14 protein-coding genes are annotated in these 16,382 nt (G+C 74.8%); 8 read left to right on the top strand and 6 right to left on the bottom strand.

Annotation, left to right across the window (positions count from 1 at the left end; translation table 11 throughout):
- Window positions 1-42 precede the first annotated feature (42 nt).
- The 4 genes from GXW83_RS17075 (at window position 43) to GXW83_RS17060 (ending at window position 2,808) form a co-directional block, all read left to right on the top strand.
- Window positions 43-261: a hypothetical protein gene (locus GXW83_RS17075; RefSeq protein ID WP_182443917.1), complete on the top strand. Its 219-nt coding sequence runs from the start codon at window positions 43-45 to the stop codon at window positions 259-261.
- A 277-nt stretch (window positions 262-538) separates the two neighbouring features.
- Entirely contained in the window at window positions 539-2,170 is a 1,632-nt protein-coding gene (locus tag GXW83_RS17070) for a glycoside hydrolase family 71 protein (RefSeq protein WP_225447048.1), read from the top strand.
- A 42-nt stretch (window positions 2,171-2,212) separates the two neighbouring features.
- Window positions 2,213-2,575, top strand: a complete 363-nt coding sequence (locus GXW83_RS17065; RefSeq protein WP_182443916.1) for a UBP-type zinc finger domain-containing protein — start codon at window positions 2,213-2,215, stop codon at window positions 2,573-2,575.
- 86 nt (window positions 2,576-2,661) lie between these two features.
- A complete protein-coding gene (locus GXW83_RS17060; RefSeq protein WP_182443915.1) occupies window positions 2,662-2,808 on the top strand; it encodes a hypothetical protein in 147 nt (48 codons plus the stop codon).
- A gap of 19 nt (window positions 2,809-2,827) precedes the next feature.
- On the opposite strand, the gene GXW83_RS17055 is transcribed toward GXW83_RS17060, so the two are convergent.
- Window positions 2,828-3,382: a helix-turn-helix domain-containing protein gene (locus GXW83_RS17055; protein ID WP_182443914.1), complete on the bottom strand. Its 555-nt coding sequence runs from the start codon at window positions 3,380-3,382 to the stop codon at window positions 2,828-2,830.
- 100 nt (window positions 3,383-3,482) lie between these two features.
- Between GXW83_RS17055 and GXW83_RS17050 the strand changes: the two genes are divergently transcribed.
- Window positions 3,483-4,994, top strand: a complete 1,512-nt coding sequence (locus GXW83_RS17050) for an MFS transporter (protein WP_182443913.1) — start codon at window positions 3,483-3,485, stop codon at window positions 4,992-4,994.
- 53 nt (window positions 4,995-5,047) lie between these two features.
- Here GXW83_RS17050 and GXW83_RS17045 read toward each other — a convergent pair whose 3' ends face one another.
- On the bottom strand, window positions 5,048-8,968 hold the full coding sequence (locus GXW83_RS17045) for an ABC transporter ATP-binding protein (RefSeq protein ID WP_182443912.1): 3,921 nt from the start codon (window positions 8,966-8,968) through the stop codon (window positions 5,048-5,050).
- Complete coding sequence (locus tag GXW83_RS17040; RefSeq protein WP_182443911.1) at window positions 8,965-9,456, bottom strand: MarR family winged helix-turn-helix transcriptional regulator; 492 nt, start codon at window positions 9,454-9,456, stop codon at window positions 8,965-8,967. The genes GXW83_RS17045 and GXW83_RS17040 overlap by 4 nt, the downstream gene beginning before the upstream one ends.
- Before the next feature lie 166 nt (window positions 9,457-9,622).
- Between GXW83_RS17040 and GXW83_RS17035 the strand changes: the two genes are divergently transcribed.
- The 3 genes from GXW83_RS17035 (at window position 9,623) to GXW83_RS17025 (ending at window position 12,413) form a co-directional block, all read left to right on the top strand.
- Window positions 9,623-9,907 carry a DUF3761 domain-containing protein gene (locus tag GXW83_RS17035; protein ID WP_182443910.1) on the top strand — a complete coding sequence of 95 codons (285 nt, stop codon included), beginning with the start codon at window positions 9,623-9,625 and terminating at the stop codon, window positions 9,905-9,907.
- A 180-nt stretch (window positions 9,908-10,087) separates the two neighbouring features.
- Window positions 10,088-10,729 (top strand): TetR family transcriptional regulator, encoded by a 642-nt coding sequence (locus tag GXW83_RS17030; RefSeq protein ID WP_182443909.1) that lies wholly within the window; start codon window positions 10,088-10,090, stop codon window positions 10,727-10,729.
- A gap of 13 nt (window positions 10,730-10,742) precedes the next feature.
- Window positions 10,743-12,413, top strand: a complete 1,671-nt coding sequence (locus GXW83_RS17025) for an acyl-CoA dehydrogenase family protein (protein WP_182443908.1) — start codon at window positions 10,743-10,745, stop codon at window positions 12,411-12,413.
- 28 nt (window positions 12,414-12,441) lie between these two features.
- Here GXW83_RS17025 and GXW83_RS17020 read toward each other — a convergent pair whose 3' ends face one another.
- From GXW83_RS17020 to GXW83_RS17010, 3 genes are all read right to left on the bottom strand, one after another.
- On the bottom strand, window positions 12,442-13,800 hold the full coding sequence (locus GXW83_RS17020) for a DUF2254 domain-containing protein (protein WP_225447047.1): 1,359 nt from the start codon (window positions 13,798-13,800) through the stop codon (window positions 12,442-12,444).
- 176 nt (window positions 13,801-13,976) lie between these two features.
- The gene (locus GXW83_RS17015) at window positions 13,977-15,551 is read right to left on the bottom strand and encodes an ATP-dependent DNA ligase (RefSeq protein ID WP_182443907.1); all 1,575 of its coding nucleotides are present in this window, start codon (window positions 15,549-15,551) and stop codon (window positions 13,977-13,979) included.
- Window positions 15,552-15,958: 407 nt separating this feature from the next.
- Window positions 15,959-16,330 carry a hypothetical protein gene (locus tag GXW83_RS17010; protein ID WP_182443906.1) on the bottom strand — a complete coding sequence of 124 codons (372 nt, stop codon included), beginning with the start codon at window positions 16,328-16,330 and terminating at the stop codon, window positions 15,959-15,961.
- Window positions 16,331-16,382: the final 52 nt, after the last annotated feature.

Below are 16,382 nucleotides of genomic sequence, written 5' to 3'. Positions count from 1 at the left end.
GGGCGAGGCTGGTGGTGAGCAGCCGAACCGAGGGAGGTCGCCATGACCACCGCTCCTCATGCCACGACGCCGGTCAGCCTGGTCCGCGCGCCGCGCCCGCAGGAGACGCCCGAGTGCGAGTCGTCCACCTGCGCGGGCATCTCGGTGCACGATCCCGTGTACGAGCACGACTCCTGGTGGAACTGGATCGGCGTCGGCGCGGTGGCGCTGATCGCGGTCTTCGCCGCCGGATTCATGATCGCCCGGATCGTCACCTCCTGATCCACTCCGCCCCAACCGGGCCGAGCCGCCGGGCCGCGCTGCCGTCCGGCGGCTCTGTCATGCCCTGCCATCTCCCCCGAGTCGGCTGCAGCGCGCGGCAGTTGGGTCTAGTGTGCGGGACCACGCAAGCCGTCCGGGCATCCGGCCGGACGCCGCACCAGGGGAGGACACCGTGACCGGCAGCCGAAAGCGCTCACGGAACCGCACGTCGCCATCGGGCTTACCAGGCGGGCGCCACGCGCTGGGACGTCTGAGAGGAGCCTCCCTGGGGGCGCGGGTGGCGCTGGCCTGCCTGGCCCTGGCGCTGCTCTGCGGCGGCGGCATGGCGGCCTACGGCGCGGTCGGCGGCAGGTCCGCCACCGCGACCGCACAGGCCTCGCCGTCCGGGGGCTCCCCCGGCTCCGCCGCCCCGGCGCGCGGCGCGACGGGTGCCCGGGCCGGGTCGGCCGCGCCCAGCGGTGCCGCGCACTCCGCCCCGGCCGGGGCGTCCGCCGGGGCCGGATCGGGGACCGCCGCGAGCGGCGCCTCCCGCGCGTCCGGCGGCTCCGGCGCGCTGCCCTTCGACCTGCCGTCCGCCGCCGTGCTGCGCAGCTCCCCGCACCTGGTGTTCGCGCACTACTTCACGCCCTACCCGCTGTCGCTGGACGACCGGACGGCCGCCTCGGACTACTACGCCCGCGACTACCTGACCCCGACCGGCGAGGGCGACATCCACGACAGCTACGGCGGGCTGCTGCGGGACCGGCCGCTGCCGGTCCCCACCCGCTCCGGCGACTGGCGGCTGGACGATCTGGAGCAGGAGGTCCGCACCGCCTCCGGGGCCGGGATCGACGGCTTCACCACCGACATCCTCTCGCTCTCCGGGCAGAACTGGTCGCAGCTGAACCTGCTGGTCCGCGCTGCGGCGGCGGTCGATCCGGGGTTCCGGATCGTGCTGATGCCGGACATGTCCTCGCTGCACACCGATCCGGCGACGCTGGCGGCGGCCCTCGCCCAACTGGCCGCCTCCCCCTCGGTCTACCGGCTGGGCGACGGGCGGCTGGTGCTCTCGCCGTTCGAGGCCGAGGCGCAGTCCCCCGGCTGGTGGAGCACGGTCCTCTCCGACCTCGGGCAGCGCGGCGACCGGGTGGCCCTGGTGCCGCTGTTCCTCGACTTCCAGGCCCACGCCCGGGCCTTCGCCCCGATCAGCTACGGCTTCTCCGACTGGGGCGGGCGCAGCCCCACCGAGCAGTCCGGCATCGGCGCGGACATCCGGCTCGCGCACAGCCTCGGCAAGCTGTGGATGCAGCCGGTGTCGGTCCAGGACGAGCGCCCCGACCAGGGGATCTACGACGAGGCGGACAACACCGCCAACCTCCGCACGACCTGGGGCGACGCCATCGCCGACGGCGCCGACTGGGTGCAGCTGACCACCTGGAACGACTACTCGGAGAGCACCCAGTTCGCGCCCTCGGTGCACGACGGCTACGCCTACCTCGACCTGTCCAGCTACTACCTGACGCGTTTCAAGACCGGGCGCTGGCCGGCCATCGTCCGCGACACGGTCTACCTGACCAGCCGGGTGCAGTTCGCCGCCGCCGCACCGGCCACCGGCGAGTCGCTGCTGATGCGTCCCAGGGCGGGCACGGCCGCCCCGCGCGACGATGTCGAGGTGCTCACCTTCCTCACCGGCCCGGCCACGGTCGAGGCCACCACCGGGACGGTCGGCTCCCGCTACCAGGCCGGGCCGGGCGTCCAGGCGCGGCTGCTGCCGCTGCGGTACGGCTACAACGCGGTGACGGTGCTCCGGGCCGGGCGCGTCACCGCCCGGGTGTCCTCGGCGTTCCCGGTGGTGGCCCACCCCGCCGTGCAGGACCTGCAGTACTACGCGGTCACCAGCGGGCGCCCGCGGCCCGCCGCCGCGCCGTGAGCTCGCGCGCGGGTGCGGCGGGGCGGACGTAGGGTGGGCGGCATGGGCGAGCAGAGCGAGTTCAGCGAATCCGGCGGGTCCGGCGGGGCGAGCGCCTGGCAGGTCGCCGAGGTGCCGGGCGCGTCCGAGCAGCCCTCCTGCGGCCACCTGGACGAGGCGCGCGCGGTCGCCCCGGCGGACGGGCGCGGCTGCGAGGAGTGCCTGCGGATCGGCAGCCGCTGGGTGCACCTGCGCCAGTGCCTGGTCTGCGGCCATGTGGGCTGCTGCGACAGCTCGCCCAAGCAGCACGCCGACGCGCACGCGCACGCGGTGAGCGGCCACGACCTGGCACGGTCGGCGGAGCCGGGCGAGGACTGGGCCTGGTGCTACGCCGACCAGCTGTTCCTGCTGCCGAGCGGTTCCTGACGCCCGGGCGGGTGAGTGGCCACACCCTCACCGGCGCACGGGCGTTGTGCAGGGCAGTCTCGACCGTCCGAAAGGGAACCCCAGCCGTGAGCACTGCCCGCAACGCCCTGTTCGTCACCGCCGCCCTGTGCGGCATCCTGTTCGCCACCACCACCGCTGCCGTGGCCTGCAGCACGCTGGACGCCCTCGGCAGCCTGGCCCCCGGCTTCGGCAACAACTGCGTCAACCGCTGACCGGACCGGGCAGCGGACGTCAACAGGCCGGCTGCGGCCGGGCGTTCGCTGCCGCCGGGTGCACCGGCCGGAGCATCCGGTGCGGGGTGGCGAGGGCGGCGGTGACCGGGTCCTGGTCGGGGGTCTGCGGCGGCAGGCCGGGCCCGGGGACGATGGCGATGTCCTGCACGGGGACGTCCGCTCCGCAGACCGCGCACCGGCCGACGGCGTCCAGTTCGCCGTCGTCGTCGTGGTGGCGGAACAGCCGCCGGGGCCCGGCCGGGGCGTAGTTGTCGTCGCCCCAGGCGATCAGGCCCCTGACCACCGGCCACAGGGCGACGCCTTTGGCGGTCAGCTCGTACTCCTCCCAACGCGCCTCGCCGGGAACCCGGTTGAGGACTCCCTCGGCGGTGAGCGACTTGAGTCGGTCGGCCAGGACGGCGCGGGGCACGCGCAGGTGCGCGGCGAAGTCGCCGAAGCGGCGGACTCCGTAGAAGGCGTCGCGCACGATCAGCAGGGTCCACCGCTCGCCGATGATCTCCAGGGAGCGGGCCAGCGAGCAGGCCTGGTCGGTGTAGTCGCGCGGGAGTGCCATGCCTCCACTATGCCACGGGGAACCCTCCACGGTTCATTGACCAAACCATCCTCCGGTGCTTTGATGAGTTCATTCACCGAACCAAGAGGAGGGTGGGCCGATGGCACCCCCGACCGCTCCGCGCGCCCCCGGCGTCCCTGCCGGCCGCACCGCCCCACGGCCCGGCCGGGCATCGGCCGCCACCGCCCCCGGGACGGCGGACGGCGCGGGCCATCCGCGTCCCCGGCTGGTGCTGACCGTGCTGGCCGCCGTCGCCTTCATGGCGCAGCTGGACCTGTTCATCGTCAATGTCGCCCTGCCCGCGATGGGGCGGGACTTCCCCGGCGCCGGGCTGGGCGGCCTGTCCTGGGTGCTCAACGCCTACTCGATCATGTTCGCCGCGCTGCTGGTCCCGGCCGGGCGGCTGGCCGACCACTTCGGACGGCGGCGGTTCCTGCTGGCCGGGGTCGCCGTGTTCACCCTGGCCTCGGCGCTGTGCGCGGTCGCGCCCACGCTGACGGTGGTCGTGGTCGGACGCCTGGTGCAGGCCGCCGGGGCCGCCATGATCGTGCCCGCCTCGCTGGGGCTGCTGCTGGCGGCCTTCCCGCCGCGCCGGCACGGGGCTGTGGTCGGCATCTGGGCCGGGGTGGCGGCGGTCGCGGCGTCCTCCGGGCCGCCGATCGGGGGCCTGCTGGTGGCCGTCGACTGGCGCTGGATCTTCCTGGTGAACCTCCCCATCGGCATCGCCGCGCTGATCGGCGGCGCGCTGGTGCTGCCGGAGGTGCGGGCCGACCGGCACGCCCGGCTGCCCTCCCCGCTGTCCGCCGTCACCGTGCTGGCCGCCATCGGCCTGCTGACGCTGGCCACCGTCCAGGGCCAGTCCTGGGGCTGGGGCAGCCCGCGCGAGATCGCGCTGATCGTGGCCGCCGTGGTCGCGGTGGCGGCCGGGGTCCGCAGCAGCCTGGTCGACCCGCGGGCGCTGGTGGAGGCGTCGCTGTTCCGCAGCCGGGTCTTCACCGGGGCGTCGCTGGCACTGCTGCTGTTCTTCGTCGGCTTCGCCTCCTGGCTGTTCACCACCGTGCTGTTCTTCCAGGACGTCTGGGGCTGGAGCGCACTGCGGGCCGGGGTGGCCATCGCCCCCGGGCCACTGATGGCGGCGGTGTTCGCGGTGAACAGCTCACGGGTGGCCGCCGCCTGGGGGCGGCGCGTGCCCGCCGTGGTGGGGCCGCTGCTGCTGGCCGCCGGAGGGGTGTACTGGCTCTGCGCCGCCCAGGCGCACCCGGACTACCTGACCGGCTTCCTGCCCGGCCTGCTGGCGGGCGGCGCGGGCTCCGGGCTGACCCAGGCCCCGCTGCTGGCGGCGGCCGGGGTGCTGCCGCCGGACCGGGCCACCACCGGCAGCGCGGTGCTGAACATGGCCCGCCAGGTGGGCAGCGCACTCGGCGTGGCGCTGTCGGTCGCGCTGCTGGCCACCGCCCAGCCGCGCCGGCTGGACGAGATCCAGCGCACCTGGTGGCTGCTGATCGCCACGTGCGTGGCCGCGTCCGCGGTCACCCTGTGCACCAGGGAGCGCGGCACCGGGCAGCAGCGGGCCGCCGGGGAGCGGCGCCCGGCACCCGCCCGCACCCCCTGACGTCCGCCGCCCGGCCGCTGTCTGTCCGGCACCGGCCCGCCGTCAGTCCGCCGTCAGTCCGCCGCCGGGCCGCCCGGGGCGGGCTGCAGGGCCGGGCGGTCGCCGCCGAGCAGCTCGAACGCCTTCCACATCTCGGCGTAGCCGCCGCCCTCGGCCAGCAGCTGCTCGTGGCTGCCGACCTGCTGGACCCGCCCCTCGCCGAGGACCGCGATCCGGTCCGCGGCCCGGGCGGTCTGCAGCCGGTGCGCGATGACGATGGTGGTGCGCCCGTGCGCGACCCGCTGCATGGCCTCGGCGACCCTGGCCTCGGTGGCCAGGTCCAGGTTGGAGGTGGCCTCGTCCAGCAGCAGGATGACCGGGTCCACCAGTTCGGCCCGGGCCAGCGCGATCAGCTGCCGCTGCCCGGCCGACAGCGAGCGGCCCCGCTCGGAGACCTCGTGGTGGTAGCCGCCGGGCAGCGCGGCGATGAAGTCGTGCGCCCCCACCGCCCGGGCCGCCGCCTCCACCTCGGCGTCGGTGGCCGCCGGGCGGCCGTAGGCGATGTTGTCGCGCAGCGTGCCGGTGAACAGGAACGCCTCCTGCGGCACGTAGCCCAGCTGGGCGCGGAACGCCGGGGTGTCCAGCGCGCGCAGGTCGTGGCCGTCCACGTGCACGCTGCCGCTGTCCGGGTCGTAGAAGCGGGCCAGCAGCTTGATCACCGTGGACTTGCCCGCCCCGGTCTGCCCGACCAGGGCCACGGTCTCGCCGGCGGCGACCGACAGGTCCACCCCGCGCAGCGCCTCGGGCGGCTTGACGGCCGCGACGCCGTCCCCGGGCAGCGGCCGGGCGTCGGCCGGGCCCCTCCGCTCCGGGCCCGGCCGGACGGGCTGCGCCACCGGGTAGGAGAAGCGCACGTCGCGCAGGGTGACCGCGCCGAGCAGCCGCCCGGGGGCGACCGGCTGCTCGGCCTGCGGGGTGCGGGTGTCCAGGTTCATCAGCTCGGCGATCCGGCCCACCGAGATCCGGGTCTGCTGCCAGGAGTCGAACACCTGGGAGAGCTGCTGGATGGGCGAGAAGAACAGGTCGACGTAGAGGATGAAGGCGATCAGGGCGCCCGTGGTCAGATGGCCGGAGCTGATCATCCCGGCGCCGACGCCGAGCACGATGGCATCCGCCACCGCGGACAGGAACTGCACGAACGGGAAGTAGGTGGCGGCCAGGCGCTGCGCCCGGACCCTGGTCCGCAGGTAGTCGCGGCCCAGGCTGCGGAACCGCTGCTCGGTCAGCTCCTGGTGGACGAACGCCTGCGACTCGCGGACCCCGGACAGGCTCTCCTGGAAGTCGGCGTTGACCGCCGCCACCCGGTCCCGGGCCAGGCTGTACAGGCGCGCCGCCCGCCGCCGGAAGACGAGCGTCGCCAGCGTCAGCGGCACCACGATGGTCAGCGTGTACAGCCCCAGCTCGACATTGAAGGCGACCAGGGCGACGCCGACGCCGACGAAGGTCACGAACGACACCAGCGCGGACAGCAGCCCGTTCTCCACCAGGGATTCGAACTGGTCGACGTCGGTGGTCATCCGGGTCAGTACCCGCCCGGCCATCTCCCGCTCGTAGTAGTCCAGCGACAGCCGCTGGAGCTGGGCGAAGATCCGGATGCGCAGCGACAGCATCACCCGCTGCGCGGTGCGCCCGGTCACGAAGGTCTCGCCGATGCCGTCGACCAGGTCGGCCAGGGTGACCGCCAGGAACAGCGCCGACGCGGTGAACAGCACGCCGGACGAGCCGGCCGCGACGCCCTGGTCGATGCCGGTCTTCACCAGCACCGGGCCGACCAGCGAGGCCAGGGCGTCCAGCACCACCAGGACCAGGCCCAGCAGCAGCGGGCGGCGGAAGTCGCGCAGCAGCCGGGCCAGGGTGAAGCCGGGCATCCGGGCCGACTCGGCGGCCAGGTCCACCTCGGCGGTGTCGCGCACCGGCTTCAGCCGCGCCACCCGGGCCAGCAGCTCCGGCGTCGGCGCCAGCGTCCGCCGCCAGCCGCCCCCGCCGCTGCGGCCCAGGCCCGCGCCCAGCGTGGGCGCACCGATGGTCCGGGCGGTGTAGCGGCGTCCGCCGCTGTCGGCGCCGCCCGACCAGGCCGAGGCGGTGGCGGTCACGGCGCCGGTCACGGCGGCCAGCGCCTCGATCCGGTCCCCGGCCTGCTCGGCCGCGTCCTCGTCGATGCCGGTCAGCAGCGTCCGGTAGGCCGTACTGCGCTCGACCAGCTCCTCATGGGTGCCCTGGTCCAGGACCCGGCCGCCGTCCATGACCACGATCCGGTCGGCCAGGTGCAGCGTCGAGCGGCGGTGCGCCACCAGCAGGGTGGTGCGCCCGGCCATGACGCTGCGCAGCGAGGCGTTGATGGCCTCCTCGGTGGTGGCGTCCACGGCACTGGTGGCGTCGTCCAGGACGAGGATGCGCGGGTCGCTGAGGACGGCCCGGGCCAGGGCGATCCGCTGCCGCTGGCCGCCGGAGAGGGTCAGCCCCCGCTCGCCGACCACGGTGTCGTAGCCGGCGGGCAGGGCGTCGATGAAGCCGTCCGCGTGGGCCACCCGGGCGGCGGCCCGGATCTCCTCGTCGGTGGCGTCGGGCCGCCCGTAGCGGATGTTGGCGGCGACGGTGTCGGAGAACAGGAAGCTCTCCTCGAAGACCATGCCGACCTGGGAGCGCAGCGAGTCCAGCGCCACCGAGCGCAGATCGTGGCCGTCGATCCGGACCACGCCGTGGGTGGGATCGTAGAAGCGGGAGACCAGCAGGGTGGCCGTGGTCTTCCCGCTGCCGCTGGCCCCGACCAGGGCCACGCGCTCGCCTGCGGCGATGCTCAGGTCCAGGCCGCGCAGCACCTCGGCGCCGGCGTCGGCGTCCGTGTCAGCACCTGTGTCGGCGTCTGCGTCGCTGTCGTAGCCGAAGCGGACGTCCGCGAACTCGATCGCGCCGCGGAGCCGTTCCAGTTGGACGGCGTCGGCGGCGTCGGCGATGGCCGGTGCGCGGTCCAGCAGCTGGAAGATCCGGTCGACGCCCGCCCTGGCCTGCTGGGCGACCACCATCAGCCCGGCCAGCTGCCGCGCCGGTGCCAGCAGTTGGGCGACATAGGTGGAGAAGGCCAGGAAGGTGCCCAGGCTCAGGTCGTGCCGCAGCGCCAGCCAGCCGCCGAGGGCCAGGACGGCCACCTGCCCGAGCGAGGGGATGGCCTGCAGCAGCGGCTGGTAGCGCGCCGCCAGCCGGACCGCGCGCAGCTGCGCCCCGTACAGCACCCCGCTGGCTTCGGCCACCCGGCGCAGCTCCCGCTGCTCCTGGCCGAACGCCTTGACCACCCGGACGCCGTTGACGTCCTCGTCCACGATCTGCACGACGTCGCCCTCGCGCTGCTGGGCGTCCCAGGTGGCCGGGAACACCCGCCAGCGCATCCGGTAGGAGACCGCGAACAGGGCGGGCACCATCACCAGGCTGACCAGCGCCAGCAGCGGCGACAGCCAGACCATCACCCCCAGCGAGAGCAGCATCGACAGCACGTTGCCGCTGACGTTGGGCAGGTAGCTCAGCAGGCCCTGCACCAGGGTGGAGTCGGAGTTGGCGCGGGCCACCAGCTGCCCGGTGGGCATCCGGTCCAGCCCGGCGAAGTCCATCCGCTGGAGCTTGGCGTGCATGGCATTGCGCAGGTCCAGCTGTACCGAGAGGGCGACCCGGCTGCCGTGGAAGCGCCGCAGGTAGGCGAAGCCGAAACCGGCCGCGGCCAGCACCAGCAGGGCCGTCAGCCAGGGCCACAGCGCGCTGGTCCGGCTGACGATCACGCCGTCGACGATCTGCCGTTCCAGCAGCGGCACCACCACCTGGCAGGCGCTGCCCAGCACCGCCGCCCCGAGCGCCAGCAGCACGTCGCGCCGGTGCGCCAGCACCAGACCGCCCAGCTTGCGGATCCAGCCCGGTTCCGCCGCCGCGCCCCGCCCGCGCGCCTTCACCGCTCCTGCTTTCCGCGCGCGGCCCGGCGCTGCTGCTGACGCTCCGGATAGGTCGCGTCCAGCGCGTCGCCGAGCCAGGCCAGGGACTCGATCACCCGGTCGCCGTCCGGCGTGCTGGCGCACAGCTGGGCGACCCGGGCGATCATCTCGGCCTCGACCTCGTCCAGCAGTTGCCGACCCTGCGGGGTCAGCGACAGCGCGACCGCGCGCTGGTCCTCGGCGTCCTCGGTGCGCAGGAGCAGGCCGCGCCTGCACAGGGCGTCCACCGCCGTGCTGATGGTGGGCTTGCCCAGGGCCAGCCGGGCCGCCAGCCGGGAGGCCCGCTGGTCGCCCGACGCGACGGCCGACAGCACCCGGTAGTGCGCCAGGTTCAGCTCCGCACCGGCCCGTTCGACCACGCGTGAGACCCGGGCCAGCGCCCGTACTGCCCGCACGCTGCGCTGGTATTCGTCACTGGGGGGCGCCGGAGCGGGCGCTGAGTCGGCCATGGGGCGAACGTACCAAAATCTAGTTCGCCCGTCGAACCATATGCGCTTCACGGAATTCGCACACACCGTCACCGTTCGATCACAACTCGGGCGTTCGCCCGGCGCGCGGGGCCACCGGGGCGCGAGGATGCTGGTCTTTCGTCCGACCACCCCAGGGGAGTCGCCCATGAGCCGCACCGCCACCCTCACCCGCCCGACGACGCTGAGAAGCGCCGTCGCCGCGTTCGCCGTCGCCGCGGCGCTGCTGATACCCGCCGGCCAGGCCCAGGCCGCCACGGCCCACCCGGCGGCGACCAAGGGCTGCGCGCACCACACCACCGGCACCTGCAACCTCAAGGCCAAGCACCCCAAGGGCGCGACCGCCGAGTGCAAGGACCACACCTTCAGCTTCTCCGCGCACTTCTCCGGCACCTGCAGCCACCACAAGGGCGTCCTGTACTGGTTCAAGTGACCCTCCCCCCGGGGCCCCGACAGCGGCCCCGCTGAACCCCCGGTGCGGGCGGCCCCCAACCAACCGCCCGCACCCCGGGCACCGCCGCCGCTGGCTGCTGCCCGCACCACGCCCTTCCCCGCGTGACATCTTCCGTGGGCGGGCCTGGTGTGAAGGGCTGAACGGTGGTTCACTTCTTGTATGGCCTATCGCAGGACGCCCGCTGTGCACGAGCGGTTGCTGGCTGCCCGGGAGCGGTTGGTGGACCAGGCGATCGGCGTGGTGGCGGAGGTGGGCTGGGCCCAGGCGTCGGTGACGGCGGTGGCGGCGGCGGCCGGGATGTCGGCCGGGTCGGTGTACCAGCACTTCCCGTCCAAGGCGGCGCTGGCGGTGGAGGTGTTCCGGCGGGCCTCGGGCCGGGAGGTCGAGGTGCTGGGCGAGGTGTTGCGCGGCGGTGGCGGCGACGCGGTCGAGCGGCTGGCGCTGGGCGTCAGCGTCTTCGCCCGGCGGGCGCTGGAGCGGCGCGGGCTGGCCTACGCCCTGCTGGCCGCGCCCGCCGAACCGGCGGTCGGCCAGGAGCGCCTGGAGTTCCGCCGCCGCTACCGGGACCTGTTCGCCGAGGTGGTCCGCGAGGGCGTCGCCGCCGGGCTGCTGCCCTCGCAGGACGAGCAGGTCACCGCCGCCGCGCTGACCGGCGCCATCGGCGAGGTCCTGGTGGACCCGCTGTCCGCGCCGGACCAGGACGCCGCCGACGGGCTGGTCGCCGAGCTCACCGCCATGTCCCTGCGCTGCGCGGGCGCCGCGCCCGCCGCCGCCCGCACGCCCCCTGCCGCTGCCCGCTGATCCGGAGGACCCGATGACGACCACCGCCGACGCCCCGACGCACAGCCACCCCACCGCCGTCACGCACCAGGTGACCAACCAGGTCCCGCCGCTGGTCGGGCATGACGTCGCGGACGATCCGGTCCTGCTGGAGGGGGTCCGGCGGGAGGGCGCCGCGTGGTCCTTGGAGGATCTGCACCGGATCGGCCGGCTGGCCGGCAGCGAGCAGGTGCAGCAGTGGGCCGACGCCGCCAACCGGCACGAGCCGGAGCTGCGGACGCACGACCGCTACGGCAACCGGATCGACGAGGTCGAGTTCCACCCCGCCTACCACGCACTGATGGAGGTGGCGATCGGCGAGGGCCTGGGCGGCGCGCCCTGGGCCGACGACCGGCCCGGGGCCCATGTGGCCCGGGCGGCCGGGTTCATGGTGTGGAGCTCCGCCGAGGCCGGTCACGGCTGCCCGGTGTCGATGACCTACGCCGTCGTTCCGGCGCTGCGGGCCGCGCCCGAGCTGGCCGCCGTCTACGAGCCGTTGCTCACCAGCCGGGTGTACGACCCGGGGCTGCGCGCACCGCAGGGCAAGCGCGGGCTGCTGGCCGGGATGGGCATGACCGAGAAGCAGGGCGGCACCGACGTCCGGGCCAACACCACGGCCGCCGTCGAGCAGCCGGACGGCAGTTGGCGACTGCGCGGGCACAAGTGGTTCACCAGCGCGCCGATGAACGACCTGTTCCTGGTGCTGGCGCAGGCCCCGGGCGGCCTGTCCTGCTTCCTGGTGCCCCGGGTGCTGCCGGACGGCAGCCGCAACACCTTCCGCATCCAGCGGCTCAAGGACAAGCTCGGCAATCGCTCCAACGCCAGCAGCGAGCCGGAGTTCGACGACACCGTCGCCTGGCTGGTCGGCCCGCAGGGCCAGGGTGTGCGGACCATCATCGACATGGTCACCATGACCCGGCTGGACTGCATCCTCGGCTCGGCGACCGGTACCCGGACCGCCCTGACCCAGGCGGTCCACCATGTGCGCCACCGCTCGGTGTTCGGGGCCAGGCTGATCGAGCAGCCGCTGATGCGCAATGTGATCGCCGACCTGTCGCTGGAGTCCGAGGCGGCCACCACGCTGGCGCTGCGGGTCGCCGGGGCGGTGGACCGCGCCCAGCGCGGCGACGCGGGCGAGCGGGCCTTTCTGCGGCTGGCCACCGCCGTGGGCAAGTACTGGGTCTGCAAGCGCCAGCCCGCGGCGGTCGCCGAGGCCCTGGAGTGCCTGGGCGGCAACGGCTACGACGAGGCGTCCGGTATGCCCCGGCTGTACCGGGAGGCCCCGCTCAACGGCATCTGGGAGGGGTCCGGCAACGTCCAGGCGCTGGACGTGCTGCGCGCCCTCGGCCGGGAGCCGGAGTCGCTGGCGGCCTTCGCCGCCGAGGTCGAGGCCGCCGCCGGGGGTGACGCCCGGCTCGACCGGGCCTGGCGCGAGCTGCGCGACGCCCTGGTGCCGGGCGCCGACGCCGAACTGCGCGCCCGGAGCCTGGCCGAGCGGATGGCCCTGGTCCTGCAGGGCTCGTTGCTGGTGCGGCACGCCCCCACCGCCGTGGCCGACGCCTTCTGCGGCTCCCGGCTGACCGGCGACCACGGCCTGGCCTTCGGCACCCTGCCGACCGGACTGGACCTGGCCGCCGTCATCGACCGTGCACCCAAGGCGGACTGACGCTACGTCAGATACACGCGAGCGGCGGTCAGTCGGCGGAGCTGCCGAGGCGCTCGTACAGGGCGAGCAGGGCCAGGTACCGGCGGTGGACGTCCTGGCGGTCGGCCGGCTCCGGCACCGAGTCGGCGTTGACCCGCTCGATCATCCGGGCCTGGTCCAGCAGCACCTGGCGCTGGTCCGGGGTGGTGGTCTCGGTCATGATCGAGGCGAGGGCGTCCAGCTGCCGGATCAGGATCGCGGGCATTCCGCTCCCGGACTGCCGGATCTTCTCGAAGGAGCGCTGCACCAGGCGCTCGTAGCTGACCGGCACGGTGATCACCCGGATCCAGCCCTCGGCGTCGCGGTGGACCGGGTTGGGCTGCCAGTGTCCGGCGATCCGGCACAGGCTCTCCCCCAGCCAGTCGATGCAGGTCAGCGCGGTGAAGGTGTCATTGACCGCGGTGGACAGGGCGCGGATGGCGATCTCGACCAGCTGGTCGACGGCGAAGGAGATGTCCTGCGCCAGGGTCCGGGAGGAGCCGGTGATGTGCGCCTGGGCGAAGCTGTGGGCCACCTCCGGCGCGGCCTCGGCCGGCCAGACGGTGGCCAGCTGGTGCCCCTTCACCAGGAAGTGCCCGGGGCGGTGGTCGAGCCGGATGACCGCGCCCCGCTCGGTGGCGATCCGCACCAGCGTCCGGTGCCGGACGAACTGCAGGTAGCCGCTGGCCGGTGCAGGGACGGAGCCGCCGGAGGAGTCCAGCCGGACGTGCAGTTCCTCCGCCGAGGGGCCGCGTTCGATGCTGCCCTCGTACTCGGGCTCCCCCGCCCCGGCCTCGATGGCGTCGGACAGCTCGGCGGCGATGGTGGCGATCACCCGGGGCAGCTGGATGGAGGTGGCGATGTGGTGGATGAAGAAGATCAGCACGGCCAGGTCGGCCAGGACCAGCGCCAGGCAGACGGTGATCGACAGGTGCGGGACGAAGTCGCCGTGCGGTCCCGGGCCGATGGCGACCAGCGCCAGGATGGCGTAGACGAAGGTGGCGACGAAGGTGCCCAGGGTCAGCTGGGTGGTGCGGTCGCGGATGAAGGTGCGCAGCATCCGGGGGCCGAACTGGGTGGAGGCCAGGGTCAGCGTCACGATCATGATGGAGAACACCACGCCGACGACGGTGATCAGCGCCGCCGCGATGGCCGCCAGGATCTGCCGGGCGGCGTCGGAGCTGCCGCTGATCACCCATGAGGGCAGCGTCAGCGAGCCCCGGTAGGCGGCCCGGTCCAGTTCCCAGGTCCCCAGGAAGAGTCCGACCGCGAGCACCACCTCCAGCGAGGGGACCAGCCAGAGATTGGTGCGCAGCGCCTCTCGGCGCCACTGCGATTCGAGGTGGACCCCGCGTATCACTTTGCGCACCACCTGCTGCCGGGCGGGCCTGCGGACGTGTTTGTCCTATTTTTACGTACCGCTGACGCCGGGTCGCGTTCTACTCGGCCGTCCGGTTCTGCTGCGCCGTCCGGTCGGCCCGCGGGCTCGGGCCCGCCGTCAGTTCCCGTACGCGGCGGGCGGCGTCAGCCGCCCCGGCGGGCGGATCACAGCCCCTCGGCGGCCAGCCGGCGGACGGCGGCGATGGTGTCGGCGTCCTCGGGGCGCTTGTCCGCACGGTAGCGCAGCACCCGGGCGAAGCGCAGGGTCAGCCCGGACGGGTAGCGGGGGCTGCGCTGAAGGCCGTCGAAGGCGATCTCAACGACCAGCTCCGGGCGCACGTGCACCGTCCAGTCGTCCCGGCGGACCTCCCGCTGGAGCAGCTCCCGGGTCTGGAAGTCCAGCAGCTCGTCGGTCAGGCCCTTGAAGGTCTTGCCCAGCATCACCCACTCGCCGGTGCCCTCGGGCAGGTCCGGCGCGCCGTCCGCCCGCGCGCCCAGGTGCAGGTTGCTGAGCCAGCCCCGGCGGCGGCCGCTGCCCCACTCGGCGGCGAGCACCACCAGATCCAGGGTGTGCCGGGGCTTGACCTTGATCCACCCGGCTCCGCGCCGCCCCGCCTCGTAGCGTGCCTGGAGGTCCTTGACCACCACGCCCTCGTGGCCCCGGGCGAGGGCGTCGCGGAAGAACGCCTCGGCGGCGGCCGGATCGCCTTCGCCGTCGCCGTCGCCGTCCGCGGTGACCAGGCGGGGCACCCGCAGCTCCGGCGGGACGACGGCGGCCAGCTCGGCGAAGCGGCGCTCGCCGGGCGTGTCCAGCAGGTCCGCGCCGTCGAGGTGCAGCAGGTCGAAGAAGAACACGCTCAGCGGGGTCTCGGCGCGCAGCGCCTCGGTGTCCTTGCGGGAGGCGGTGCGCGCGGCGGTGACCTGGAACGGCCGGGGACGTCCCTCCGGGGTGAGCGCCAGCGCCTCGCCGTCCAGGACGACCGAGCGGACCGGCAGCGCGCGCACCGCCTCGACCACCTCCGGGACGCGCGCGGTGATGTCGTCCAGGCTGCGGGTGTACACGTTGACCCGGTCCCCGTCGCGGTGCACCTGCACCCGGATACCGTCCAGCTTCCACTCCAGCGCGGCGGGGCGGATCCGCTCCAGTGCGGAGGCCACGTCCGGTGCGGAGGCGGCCAGCATGGGCCGGATCGGACGCCCCAGCTGCAGGCCGAAGGCGCGCAGCGCGGCGGAGCCGCCGTCCATGGCGGCGTCGGCGACGGCCGCCGCCGAGCCCCGGAACATCAGCGCCCGGCGGACCTCGGCGACCGGCACCCCGGCGGCCTTGGCGACGGCGTCGCCCATGACCGCGTCCAGCGCGCCCTGCCGCAGCTCCCCGCCCAGCACGGCGCGCAGGAACGCCTGCTCCTCGGCGGTGGCGCGGGAGAACAGCGCGGTCAGCAGCCGGTGCCGCTCGGCCTGCGAGCCCGGCCCCTGGACCTCGGCGATGGCGTGCAGCGCCCGCTCGGTCTCGGCGATGCCGAGCTGCGGCTGCTCGCCCGGCGGGGGCAGCTCGCGCAGCGCGGCGGGGCCGACGCCGACCCGCATCCGCCGCGACTCGCCGGAGAGCAGCACGACTGCGGCGTGCCGGTCGTCCGGGCCGAGGCCCCGGAGCAGCTCGGCCAGCAGCCGCACCTTGGCATTGCGGGCCGGTTCCGCCGCGGTGGCCTGCGACACGGCGGCGACCTGCTGAAGCAGCATGGGCCCATTGTGGCCCGCACCCGGAGCAGCCGCCCGCCGGACGCGCCGCGCGGCACGGCGACCACGGCCGGGCCCGGCGCAGCGCGCCCGGGGGCGGCCCGGTACGGCAACCACCACCCGGCTCGGTGAGTCCGGAACGGCGCTGCCCCGCGCAGCGCGGGTCGGCACGGCATTGCCCCCACGAGACGGCCTGGCACGGGCACCGTCCGGCATGGTGAGCCCGATGCCGCCCAGCGGGGCGGCCCTGGGTCCGGGCACCGCCCGGCTCGGCGCGCCGGAACGGCGCCGCCCCGCGCAGCGCGGGTCGGCACGGCACTGACCCGCGAGGCGGGCTTGGGTACGGTGCGGAACGGGGCCCGGCGCGTCGCGGCTGCGGTGACGCCCGGAGGCCGTGCCCCGCGCAGGGGTCAGGCGGGGGACAGGGCGGTCAGGCGGAGGCGGACTTCGATCTCCTGGTCGCCGGAGACGGCGCCGCGGTCCTCCACCGCGAAGGCGTCGGTGAGGGCGGCGTGCACCTCGTGCACCTCGTGCGGGCTGCCGAACAGGTCGGCGCTGACCGGCCCGTGCAGGGACTCCGGGTGCGCGCCCGTGCGGTGGGTGCGCGGGTCCAGGCTCATGGACCAGACCGTGGGGCGGCCCGCGCCCTGCGCGGAGGGCCCGGGGACCGGCTCCGCCTGCGGGAACGCGGTCTCCAGGGCGTGGAAGACGGTGTCCGCGTCCTCTTCGTCGCAGCCGGTGAGCAGGACGTCGACGCGGGTGGAGGGGTCGTGTGCGGTCATCACGGGCTCCCAGGAGGCGGCGGATCCCCCGTCCCTTCGACTCTAGGCCGCG

This window comes from Streptacidiphilus sp. PB12-B1b (assembly GCF_014084125.1).
Taxonomy (GTDB): Bacteria; Actinomycetota; Actinomycetes; order Streptomycetales; family Streptomycetaceae; genus Streptacidiphilus.
This window is presented reverse-complemented; position numbering and strand designations above follow the sequence as displayed.